This window comes from Lactiplantibacillus pingfangensis, from assembly GCF_005404945.1.
Taxonomy (GTDB): domain Bacteria; phylum Bacillota; class Bacilli; order Lactobacillales; family Lactobacillaceae; genus Lactiplantibacillus; species Lactiplantibacillus pingfangensis.
Window position 1 is genome coordinate 28,078 of the sequence record NZ_BJDG01000017.1, and the last position, 11,483, is coordinate 39,560.

Sequence of the window (11,483 nt, forward strand, 5' to 3'; positions counted from 1 at the left end):
ACCTCGTATGATAACGGTTTATTTTAGCGCTAATACCATCTTATCATATTTAGGTGAGTTCAGAAGATCGTCGGTGACGAGCACTTGGACTTGTGTATAACGGGTGCGTAAGTTCTTCGCCGCTTCCGGACTGGAAACAACTAACAAGCTGTTTTCGTCTTGTAACTCGTCAATCCCAACGTTCTTAACAGCAACTTGCTTATTGGCTTTCTTAATCCGATCCTTCATTAAGGACGTTGCCATTGTGGCCGTTCCTAAATGACCATCGTGATGAACAAAGACAATCTCATTAACGACTGACAAATTCAATCCGGCTGGTAACTCACTCGCATCAGTTGTTGCAGCTTGTGGTGCGGCCGAAGCAGGTGCAGGTTCGGCACTGACTTGGTCACGAGCCTTCAAATTGACAACGACTTGATCATATTTAGGACTGCTCAAGAAGTTATCCACGGACAATCGTAAAGCATGTGGGGCTTTTTGAGCCGCACGGTCAGCGAGTTCATTTTGCGTAATGACTAACAACCCTGGTTCATCTTTCAAGTTGCTAATCGCGGTATTCGTGACGGACATATCAATGCCGGCCTTCTTGACCTTGTCACGGAGTAAGGAGGCACCCATTGCGGATGATCCCATCCCAGCGTCGCAGGCGAAGATAATATGGTCAACATCTTTATAAGAAGCAATCACATCGGCTGGTTCGGCATTGCTAGTTTCAACTTCAGCGCCGCCATTCTTCATATCACTCATTTGACCTTGGGCAGTTGCTAAAGAATCATCAACCATCGTCTTGTCACGTTTTAAGATAATTGCGGCAACAATGAAGGAAGCTAAGGTCGCCAAGGTGACGCCTAAGAGCAAGCCTAAATAGTTGGAAACGCTACGTGGTGACATGACGAATAACATAATGATTGAACCAGGTGATGGGGTTGATTTCAACCCAACATCTAACAAGCTAAAGGTTGCCGTCCCAGTCACACCACCGGCGATAACGGCTAAGAACAACGCTGGTTTCATCAAAACGTATGGGAAGTAAATTTCATGAATCCCACCGAAGAAATGAATAATCATCGCGCTTGGTGCAGAAGCTTTCGCGGTTCCTTTACCGAACAACGCGAAGGCTAATAATAACCCAAGACCTGGACCTGGATCTGGTTCAAGTAAGAACAGAATTGATTTGCCGGCACTCGCCGCAGCTTGAATCCCAAGTGGCGTTAAGATACCTTGGTTAATCGCATTGTTCAAGAACAAAATCTTTGCTGGTTCAATGAAGACGTTGGCTAGTGGTAATAAGTTAACTTTGATAATCCAGTTAACACCGACTGCCATCGCAGCACTGGCACCGGCAACAACCGGGCCAATACCGAAGTAACCAATAATTGCTAACAACATTCCCATAATCCCAGCGGAGAAGTTATTGACTAACATTTCAAAACCACTGTGGACTTTATCAGAAATGGCATCGTCCCATTTCTTGATTGCCCAACCGCCTAAAGGTCCCATAATCATGGCCCCGATAAACATTGGGATTGATGATCCGACAATGACACCCATCGTTGCAATGGCACCAACGACCCCACCACGATGACCGGCAAGCATATTCCCACCAGTAAACGCAATCAGTAATGGTAATAAGTAGTGCACCATTGGTTGAATCATTTTAGCTAAATCAGCGTTCGGGAACCAACCACCGGCCATAAAAATCGCGGTAATTAACCCCCAAGCGATGAAGGCGCCAATATTTGGCATAACCATGTTACTTAAAGCGCTACCAAATTTTTGAACGCGGGCTTTCAGTCCCACTTTCTTCTTTGGTGCGGGTGATGCCGTATTTTTATTTACATTTGCTTCACTCATTCGATTAAAGCTCCTTCCGTTTTCTTAACGTCTCTATCATATCGGCTAAAGAAAACGGTTTCAAGAGCTTCTAGGCAGACCCGTGGCACAGGAAGTTGTGCCAGAATTAAACTCAGCAATTCACAAGCTGCAAAGTTGGCACAGTTTTAATAATTGTCTTTATATTAGGATTTACAACCTTTTGATAACTATTTTTATGCCTAACCTGTCAACAGTTTCACAAGTCACTTAGGGCCATTTTACGGATTCACCGTTGTATTCCCTCACCGGACTCTTATACTGGAAGTACAAAGGGGGCAGAACTAATGTTGAAAAAAAGTTCTGATTGTACCGAAATTCTCGTCGGCAAAGCTGCCACGATTGACGGCTCGACGATTGTGGCACGTAATGAAGATGGTTACGGCCCAATTAATCCAATTAAATTCGTTGTTCATCCAGCCAAGGATCAACCCGAGGCTGAATTTAAATCCGCCACGACAGGTGTCACCATGCCACTGCCCGACCACGCTTGCCGCTATACCGCCACACCACAGGCTGATCAAAGCGATGGGCAATATGAAGAAGCCGGCATTAATGAGTACAACGTTGGCATGAGCGCCACGGAGACAACCGCCACTAACGCCCGCGTGTTGGGCTATGATCCCTTAGTCAACGATGGCGTTAATGAAGAGGCCATGGTAAGCCTCGTTTTACCTTATATTAAGACGGCCAAAGAAGGCGTCCAACGTTTAGGCGCCTTGATCGAAAAATATGGTACCGGTGAATCCAACAGTATCGCCTTCAATGACCACGATGATATTTGGATTTTAGAAACCGCTGGTGGTCACCACTGGGGCGCCATGCGCTTACCTGATGAGACTTATGCGATCGTGCCAAACCAGACCGTTGTCGAAAACTTAGATTTAAGTGATTCTGACAACTATCTTGGTGCGACTGATTTAGCCGAGTTTGTGGCAACCTATCATTTAAATCCAACGCCTAGCCAATTTAATTTCCGTGAAATTTTTGGCACGCATGGTGAAGATGATGCTTACTACAACACACCTCGAACTTGGTATGGTCAAAAGTTATTCAATCCTGAAATTGCTGACCAACAGCCAACTGATCAAAGCATGCCAATGTGCCGCAAACCTAGCAAATTATTGGCAATTGAAGACGTCCAATTTTTCTTATCTTCTCATTATAATGGCACCGCCTACGATCCATTTGGCACTTACGCTTCTGGCACGGCCGATGACCAAAAGAAATACCGGTCAATTGCCATGGACCGCAACCAGTGCCAATCAATCTTGCAAATTCGTAACGATGTTCCAGCCGAACAAGCGGCCATTCAGTGGGTTGCCATGGGATTCTTTGCTTATGCCCCATCCGTACCATTCTTTACCAATATTAATGACACACCACTCGACTACCGGAACACCACGGCAACTGTCGATGTGCATAACGTCTACTGGCTTAACAAGACCTTATCAACTTTGATTGAACCACACTGGCATGAATTTGCCGAAGCCGTTAACGCCTATCGCAACGGCTGTCAGTCTTACGCCCGTGGCCGTGTTGCCGCAACAGATGCCAACGTTGCCGGCGATGTCACCGACTACTTGACGAAAGCCAACGCTGAAACCGCTGCTGAGATTTCTAAGCGGACTTATGCGTTATTTGATGAGCTAGTTAAACATGGGTTATTGTTATCGAAAACGAGTTGGGAAAAAGGACAAAACCTTTAGTTACCCGTTAAAAAGCCACATCTGGCTAATTTTTCCAGATGTGACTTTTTTTACGCTCTGATCATGAGATTGCTAATATTTTCAGCGATTTGCTGTGGTGACAATCCCTGCTGTTGGCGCTGATAAGCATAGCTGTTGCTTTTAAGCATCGCAATAACCATATCTGCACGAAATTCTAACTCCCCAGTCTCAATTTCACCACTGATTGGTGCCAACACTTGCATGAATAAAACTACTAATTGTTGATACAGCTCACTCTGATAGTACGTCGCCATGACAGTTGGGCCACTTTCAATAAACGCCAACAATTGTAAGCGTTGCTCGCGAAAGTCTAAGTATCGCTGTAATACATGTTGAAATTGTTCAATTGGCGATACCGTAGTTTCTGATAAGTAGACTTGACCGTCTGTTACAAATTGATGAATAAAGTTGAAAGAAACCGCTAAGCACAACTCACTCTTATTCGGATAATTTCGATACAGTGTCCCGATACCAATCTTAGCAGCCGCCGCGATATCTTTCATACTAACTGCTGCAACTGATTGATCGTGAAACAATTTCGCGGCTGTCGCGAGAATCTTATCTCGATTTTGCTGAGCATCTTTGCGCATTATGATACCTCCCGAGTCGTTTTACCGAAAGCTTACGCTAATTGCTCCTTCTTGACAAGTGGAGCGTGCTCCACTTATAGTTAAGGTATTCTTGGAAGCAAAGAAGGTCACTTACATGCTTATTTTAGGCTACGGCTTAATCATTGGTATTTTTGTCAGTTTAATTGGTGGCGGCGGTGCAGCGCTCTATTTGGGAGTACTCACTAGTCAGCTTGGGTTGGCGACTGCCATTGCGGTGCCAACCTCTCTATTAGTTGCCCTACCCGCACTATTCTTTGGCTTTCTAACTCAAATGCGAATTAAAAATGTCAACTTTCGCGTTGGCAATCAAATGATTCTGGCCGCAATTCCCGGCATCATCATCGGGACCGTCAGTGCGCAATTCATTCCACAGAATTTATATAATTGGATTGTTGGGAGTATTTTTATCGTAATGGGTCTGATGGTCCTCTTAAAAGCGGTTCGTCATAAAAAGGCACAACCTGAAAATTCAAAACAACTTTGGATTGCACGTGGATTCGGATTATTAAGCGGTTTAATGGTCGGTATCGGTGGTCTCAGTGGTGGTGCCACAACTGCGGCCGGTTTAACTATTCTTGGCTTGACTGCTGTCGAAGCAGCCGGGACTGCAACTTATGTGTTGACGACGATGTCCGCAATTAGTTTAGTGGGCCATTTATTTACAAGTACCTTTGCTTGGCAGGCTGGTTGGCTTCTAATGCTTGGGGCCATTATTGGCGCTGTCGTCACACCACTCCTCATTCGCCGCCTAGATTTAAATAAAGTCAATCGTGTCTTAACACCATTCTTAGGCTTACTGATTATCTACTTTGGCGTCAAAATATTGTTATAAGTGATGTCATTAAGGAAGATAATTATTGCTGTTGATTTGACCTAATTAAGGTTAATTTAAATAACTAAAAAATGATTCCCGAAATTAATTAACTTCGAGAATCATCTTTTAGTTAGCACAAGATTACCTGTACTAACTTATCTTTAATTGGGGTTACCTAGGTTAAAAATCTTAGTATTTTTTGCTTAACTTGCTAGCTGCGGCTTCGTCAATGATAACCGTAACATTAGCATGGTTTTGCAAAATTGAAGCTGGGCAATCGACGGTGTCTGGACCTTCGATCATACCCTTAATTGCATCAGCCTTGTTTTCGCCAAAAGCTTCAAGAATTAAGTGCTTGCTCTTCATGATTGAAGCTAAGCCCATTGAGAAGGCTTGCTTAGGAACATCATTTTCGCTAGCAAAGAAACGTGCGTTAGCTTCGATTGTTGATTCAGTTAAGTCAACCACGTGAGTTGTCACATCGCGTGAAGTCCCTGGTTCGTTAAAACCGATGTGACCATTACGGCCAATACCCAAAATTTGTAAGTCAATTGGGTGTTCATCGATCACTTTGTCATAACGTTTTACTTCTTCAGCTGGGTTAGCAGCTAAACCGTTTGGCAAGAATGATTCTTTAAATGGTTTTTGGTCAAATAAGTGTGATTTCATGAAGTATTTGTAACTTTGTTCGTTTTCTGGTGCAATACCAACATATTCATCTAAGTTAACAGATGTGCAGTTACTGAAATCTAAGTCACTCTTTACGATTTCTTGATAAGTTGTAACGGGTGTCGAACCAGTTGCCAACCCAAATACTTTAGCCCCATTGTCCAAGGCATTCTTAAATACTTTGTATCCTTCTACACCGCCGGCAGCTTGATCCTTTACTACGATAACTTTCATAATTAACTGACTCCCTCTTTATTTGGTATAGTCCAATTGTATATTGGTCTAGACTAAAATTCAAGTAGTTTGTTCAAAATAGTTGTTTTTTCTTTGCAACCGCCATCATTTCTCACCATCACCGCATCCGCCCAATAACAAATTAATTGTATTATTCTATTAATTTGCCTATACTTAAAGAGTTCGTAACTCCGTAGAGCGTGAAAAACTCTACGACTAGCCAAGGCTGTAAAGTCGTTGGCTATTTTTTATGAGTGCAAAAATCAGCGATTAGCTTCTGAGCATTGGCACGTTACGACTATTTAGGTAGAAAAGTACATTGCCTAGCCAAGTAATTGACACGAGATTGGCATTGACCACTGGGCGTAGCAAGCACAGGCCGCTGCTGATTTTTGCACGTTACGACTATTTAGGTAGAAAAACACATTACCTAGTCAAGTAATTAACACGGGCTTGGCACTGGCCACTTAGCATCCCAAGCACAAACCACCACCGATTTTTGCACAATATTTATTCAACTAAAATCATCCCCACGCCTCAATTTCCACGTTCAATTTTCCCTCAAAGTGCGTTAAACTATTCTCAGTAAAATCAAACAAATGCGAGGTTTTAGCCATGGAACCAACCTTTAATAAAATGACACCAGCGGGTTACCATGCAATTGAGCAAGAAATTGCTGATTTAATCGCCCAGCGTCCCCATCGAATCAAAGTTTTGGCGGCAGCGGCAGCTTTAGGCGACCGCTCGGAAAACGCTGAATACACAAATGCCAAACGCGATTTAGGTCGGTTAGAGAGTCGCGTCCGCTTTTTAAATAAACAGCTCCAATATGCCAAAGTTGTTGAACCCGCCGACAATGATCAGCTCGATATTGGTAAATCCGTCACCGTGGAATTTATGGACGATCATGACCAGGTGACCTACCAACTCGTCGGTAAACAAGAAGCCAACTTGGCTGAAAATAAAATTTCGTTCACCTCTCCAATCGGCGATGCGCTCAATCATCATACGGTTAACGACATCGTAACGGTCACGGCACCGAATGGCAGTTATCAAGTTAAAATTATTGAAATTCATCGTAACTAAAAACGCATCTGGCCAATAACGGTCGGATGCGTTTTTCAGTTTTAGCTTGATTATAGTTGTTGCGGTTTACGCGGTAACTGTCGTTGGCAAGCGTAGCTCAACCACCGCGTCCATTGGATTGCCATTCAATAATGCTTCGACAATAAAGCTGTCGCCAGTATATAATTCTGGCCGTTTTGGCAAAATTTCACTAAAAAATTGTTTGATCAGCTCGTCGAATAACTGCCGACTTGGACCACCTTGGGCCGTTAAGACAATATAGTTTCCGGCTGGAATTTCTCGAGTTTCAGCATTCTTGGCATCAACTGTCGTATTGGCGCCAGCAAAATATTCCAATTGACCATCGTGTACGCCACTCAGCGCATAACCAACCTTGTCGCGGCTGCCTGCCATGAGTGCGCCGAATTGACCGCTTTTAGCCAAGGCGCCAAAATGAGCTGATTTCTGTTGAGAAACTTGCGCAACGTTTTCTAAAGTTGGCAGTGGTAATTGTGTTGCATAGCCGGTAATCGTCGTTTCTGGAAGTACCTTAATTTGATAATTAGTCATTAGTTTAATTCCTGCTTTCAATTTGATAGACTTAGTTTACCAGCCAATAGTTGACAACTTGCTGTCAACTATTAAAAAAGGAGTTGAAAAAATTGCGCATTGCCCGCCTAATCAATTTAATCATGCTATTATTGCGCATTGACCAATGTTCAGCTACCGAGCTGGCTCAAAAATTCGAGGTTTCCAAACGAACCATTTATCGCGATATTGAAACTTTGAATTTAGCCGGCATTCCGATTTACGCGACTCGTGGTCGCAACGGCGGCGTTCGCTTGATGGCAAACTATAAAGTGGACAAGAAACTGCTCACTGCCGATGACATTCGCAATTTACGCGTCGCACTGAATGGCGTGCAGTCACTCATTGAAACGCCCAAGATTAATGCAACCATTCAAAAAATCTCCGCCATGTATGCTAGTGACAACGCTGATGACCAGCTACTAATCGACCGGCCAAATTGGCCTGGTTCGACTGAACTTAAACAGCTGGCTGAACAAATCGAACTGGCAATTAGTCAACATCATTACCTCAGTTTTAATTACAGCGACCGCAATGGCCACTACACTAGTCGCCAAGTTGAACCTTACCGTCTCGTCTATAAAGGCGAACGTTGGTATGTCCAAGCGTATAGTCTGGAACGCGCTGACTTTCGACTGTTCCGGCTCTCGCGGATGCAACAACTCAGCTTTTCAACCACGACCTTTATGAGTCGGCCAGTGCCAGCGCTAAACTTTGATCTGGCAGCTCGCTTACGGCCGACGACCGTCTCACTGACCGTAAAAATTGACAATCTCGTACGTGACCAATTTGTTGAACGCTTTGGTCAACATACAATTCAAACCCAGACAACCACTGGCTTTACGGCTAAAATTGAACTTCCGAACAATGAAAATGCTTATCGGTTTATTTTATCGCTTGGCAACCGTGCCAAAGTTTTACAAGGCCCCGAATTCTTACTAGGATTTAAACAATACTTAGCCACACTCGCCAGTAACTACTAAAAAAGCTGCCCTGAATAACTTTTCAAGGCAGCTTTTATATCATTTTTTCAATCATATGGGTCTCTGATTGGTCCCAATAATGCCAATAAATACGGTCAGTCTGGCCATCCAGATTCAGTTGATACAGGCGAAAGGTCACTAGAATATCTTTGGGCTGCCACTGTTCCTCATAAGAATAGGCATACTGCATGCCTAACTTCTGCATCACTTTGCCACTGCCCACATTATGACGATCATGTGTCGCCGTAATGAACGGCAATGACGGCATGCGTAAATAATCAATCACTGCCGTACCGGCTTCAGTCGCAATCCCCTGATGCCAATAGGCCACAGCTAAGCCATATCCCAAGTCATGACCAGCATCGTCACTAAGATCAATATAGCCAATCGGTTGCTGGGTTGTTTTTAAACAAATCAACCAGAAAAACGCCTGATCAGTAGCATTGAGGCGCGCAATTTTTTCATCGTAAAACCGCTTCGTCGCAGCTAAAGTTGTCACCGGATACCATGGTAAATACTGATTGACTTGCTCATCGGCGAGAATTTGAGTTAAAGCAGTTAAGTCATTTATGGTCGACGTGGCCGGTCGGATAATTAATCTAGGCGTTGTTAAAATCATTTAGATTTCCACTAGAACTCTTGATAAACAGCTGGATCTTGATTATTTAACCGACCATCCGCCGTGCTAAGGCCATTGATAATTGCCATATCAGCAGCTGAAATTTCAAAATCAAACAACTCAAGATTGCCGAGCTGGCGTTTGGGTGTTGAAGATTTTGGAATCGGCAACGTTCCTAATTGTAATTCCCAGCGTAAAATCAATTGACCCACATTTTTGCCATAGGTGGCCGCAATGCTTTTCAGCGTTGTATTTTGTAATAATTCGCTGGCACGGCCAAGTGGACTCCAGTCTTGCGTCAAGATTTGATGCGCTGCGTCGTAATCGCGCTGTGCCTGTTGATTGAAATACGGATGGAGTTCAATTTGGTTGATGACTGGCATGACGCCCGTTTCCTTTTCCAACCGATCTAAATGAGCCGGTAGAAAATTAGAAACCCCAATCGAACGAACTAAGCCAAACTTTTGGGCATCAATTAAAGCTTGCCAGGCCTCAACATAGTGGTCTTCTTTTGGATTTGGCCAGTGAATCAAATAAAGATCATAATAATCCAGTCCGGCGCGATACAAAGATTCTTGAATCGTGTCAATCGCTTCATGATAAGCATGGTGACGTCCCGGTAACTTCGATGAAATAATCAATTCTGAACGTGGCACCGAGGAACGCCGCACGGCTTCACCCACTGTGCCTTCATTTTCATAATTAAACGCCGTGTCTAACAGCCGATAACCACGGTCAATCGCCGAATCAATGACATTGACCCCGTGAGCGCCATTTAATTTATAAGTCCCAAAGCTCACTTTCGGGACAGTCAAACCATCACGTAATGTATAAGTTTCCAAGCTGAACAGCCTCCTCAAATCATTACTATATCAATATCCTTGCATAAATTACCGATCGGCTAACGCATCGCGAATCGCCGTTTCAAATGTGAGCGGTCGTGTGGTTGGCGCAAAACGTTCCAAAACTTGGCCATCACGACCAATCAAAAACTTCGTAAAGTTCCATTTGATCCGCCCATGGCCGGCAGCTTGTTTCAAATAGCTAAATAGTGGATCGGCCTGTTCGCCATTCACCATCACGCGCTTCGTCATCGGGAAAGTGACCCCATAATGTCGCTGACAATAATCATGTGTCGCGTCATCATCCGCTTTTTCTTGATGAAACTGGTTGGATGGCAACCCCAAGACAACTAATCCCTCATTCTGATACTTTTGATAAAGCTCTTCTAGTCCTTTAAATTGCGGTGCTAGGCCACAATTACTAGCGGTGTTAACTACCAATAACACTTGTCCACGATATGTTTCAAGAGCAAGTTCTTCACCGCTCATTTCTGTTTCTTTAAAATCATAAACTGACGTCATTTAAATCGCCTCCCACTCTTAAACATATTAAGCTGCGAGCCTTACTAACTTATAGTAAAGCACAAAATCGTGACTTTCCAATGAACTTTGCTCAGCATACCAAATTGTTAATTGCGTTGGGCCTTGAATTCGGTTACACTAAGGACAATCATTCATAGCAACTGGGGTGCCATTCGGCTGAGATAATACCCATTGAACCTGATCTGGATAATGCCAGCGCAAGGGAGCAATGCTTATTTGGGGAACCATCAATTCAGACTTTAGCCGGTCATCACTTAGTTGTTAAAACTAGTGATGACCGTTTTTTTGTCTCACGGTGGCATGGATGATAACAACTTTGGGAGGTTTTTTTATCATGAAATGGGCAAAAGCTTGGCGACTTAGCGATATTATCTTAATCGCCTTAATTGGGATTTTCTTTGGAGCAATCTTCATGGGAACAAATTATGTTTACGATGTTTTAACCGCTGTCTTGGCGCCGGTCGGCCTATCTGGGCTCGCAAATGAGCTCTTACTAGGACTATGGTGCATGCCAGGGATGCTCGCCGGCTACATGTTACGACTCAAAGGTTCCGCGACTTTAGGTGAACTCTTAGCCGCAACCGTCGAAATGTTTTTCGGTGGTCAATGGGGCATTTCAACTTTGATTTCTGGTGTGACTCAAGGCTTTGGTGCTGAGTTAGGCTACATCGTGACACGTTACAAGCACTATGATTGGCTAGGCTTAACTGCTTCAGCGTTGACAACCACAATTGTCACTTTTGGTTGGGATCTCGCCCGGAATGGTTACTTCAAGCTTCAACTATGGCTATTAATCTTGTATTTCGTCGTTCGCTTCTGTTCAATGTTCTTATTTGGCGGCGTTCTGACCCGTTTAATTACGGATTTGTTAGATCGTAGTCATGTCTTAAAATCAACCCATACTAACTAGAAA

Annotated in this window: 12 protein-coding genes and 1 riboswitch; of the genes, 5 read left to right on the plus strand and 7 right to left on the minus strand. The window is 43.7% G+C overall.

The window, feature by feature from the left end; all coding sequences use genetic code 11:
- Positions 1–18 precede the first annotated feature (18 nt).
- On the minus strand, positions 19–1,854 hold the full coding sequence (locus FFM74_RS08840) for a PTS mannitol transporter subunit IIBC (RefSeq protein ID WP_137626268.1): 1,836 nt from the start codon (positions 1,852–1,854) through the stop codon (positions 19–21).
- Between the two features lie 308 nt (positions 1,855–2,162).
- On the opposite strand from FFM74_RS08840, the gene FFM74_RS08845 reads away from it, so the two are divergent.
- A complete protein-coding gene (locus FFM74_RS08845; RefSeq protein ID WP_137626298.1) occupies positions 2,163–3,581 on the plus strand; it encodes a C69 family dipeptidase in 1,419 nt (472 codons plus the stop codon).
- A 50-nt stretch (positions 3,582–3,631) separates the two neighbouring features.
- Here the strand turns inward: FFM74_RS08845 and FFM74_RS08850 are convergent, their stop codons facing one another.
- Positions 3,632–4,192: a TetR/AcrR family transcriptional regulator gene (locus tag FFM74_RS08850; RefSeq protein WP_137626269.1), complete on the minus strand. Its 561-nt coding sequence runs from the start codon at positions 4,190–4,192 to the stop codon at positions 3,632–3,634.
- A 91-nt stretch (positions 4,193–4,283) separates the two neighbouring features.
- Between FFM74_RS08850 and FFM74_RS08855 the strand changes: the two genes are divergently transcribed.
- Positions 4,284–5,045: a sulfite exporter TauE/SafE family protein gene (locus FFM74_RS08855; protein WP_223877203.1), complete on the plus strand. Its 762-nt coding sequence runs from the start codon at positions 4,284–4,286 to the stop codon at positions 5,043–5,045.
- Positions 5,046–5,216: 171 nt separating this feature from the next.
- Here FFM74_RS08855 and FFM74_RS08860 read toward each other — a convergent pair whose 3' ends face one another.
- Positions 5,217–5,930: a glucosamine-6-phosphate deaminase gene (locus FFM74_RS08860; protein WP_137626270.1), complete on the minus strand. Its 714-nt coding sequence runs from the start codon at positions 5,928–5,930 to the stop codon at positions 5,217–5,219.
- Positions 5,931–6,545: 615 nt separating this feature from the next.
- On the opposite strand from FFM74_RS08860, the gene greA reads away from it, so the two are divergent.
- Positions 6,546–7,016: a transcription elongation factor GreA gene (gene greA, locus FFM74_RS08865; RefSeq protein WP_137626271.1), complete on the plus strand. Its 471-nt coding sequence runs from the start codon at positions 6,546–6,548 to the stop codon at positions 7,014–7,016.
- 66 nt (positions 7,017–7,082) lie between these two features.
- Here greA and FFM74_RS08870 read toward each other — a convergent pair whose 3' ends face one another.
- Positions 7,083–7,565: a GyrI-like domain-containing protein gene (locus FFM74_RS08870; protein ID WP_137626272.1), complete on the minus strand. Its 483-nt coding sequence runs from the start codon at positions 7,563–7,565 to the stop codon at positions 7,083–7,085.
- Between the two features lie 92 nt (positions 7,566–7,657).
- Between FFM74_RS08870 and FFM74_RS08875 the strand changes: the two genes are divergently transcribed.
- Positions 7,658–8,566 carry a helix-turn-helix transcriptional regulator gene (locus FFM74_RS08875; protein ID WP_137626300.1) on the plus strand — a complete coding sequence of 303 codons (909 nt, stop codon included), beginning with the start codon at positions 7,658–7,660 and terminating at the stop codon, positions 8,564–8,566.
- A 34-nt stretch (positions 8,567–8,600) separates the two neighbouring features.
- Here the strand turns inward: FFM74_RS08875 and FFM74_RS08880 are convergent, their stop codons facing one another.
- The 3 genes from FFM74_RS08880 to FFM74_RS08890 are packed head-to-tail and all read right to left on the minus strand — an operon-like array spanning position 8,601 to position 10,549.
- Positions 8,601–9,185, minus strand: a complete 585-nt coding sequence (locus FFM74_RS08880; protein WP_137626273.1) for a GNAT family N-acetyltransferase — start codon at positions 9,183–9,185, stop codon at positions 8,601–8,603.
- Between the two features lie 11 nt (positions 9,186–9,196).
- Positions 9,197–10,027 (minus strand): aldo/keto reductase, encoded by an 831-nt coding sequence (locus tag FFM74_RS08885; protein WP_137626274.1) that lies wholly within the window; start codon positions 10,025–10,027, stop codon positions 9,197–9,199.
- A gap of 48 nt (positions 10,028–10,075) precedes the next feature.
- Entirely contained in the window at positions 10,076–10,549 is a 474-nt protein-coding gene (locus FFM74_RS08890; protein WP_137626275.1) for a glutathione peroxidase, read from the minus strand.
- A 152-nt stretch (positions 10,550–10,701) separates the two neighbouring features.
- Positions 10,702–10,794: riboswitch (TPP riboswitch) on the plus strand.
- Between the two features lie 110 nt (positions 10,795–10,904).
- Here FFM74_RS08890 and FFM74_RS08895 point away from each other — a divergent pair.
- Positions 10,905–11,480, plus strand: coding sequence for an ECF transporter S component (locus FFM74_RS08895; protein ID WP_137626276.1), 576 nt, complete (start codon positions 10,905–10,907; stop codon positions 11,478–11,480).
- Positions 11,481–11,483 lie beyond the last annotated feature (3 nt).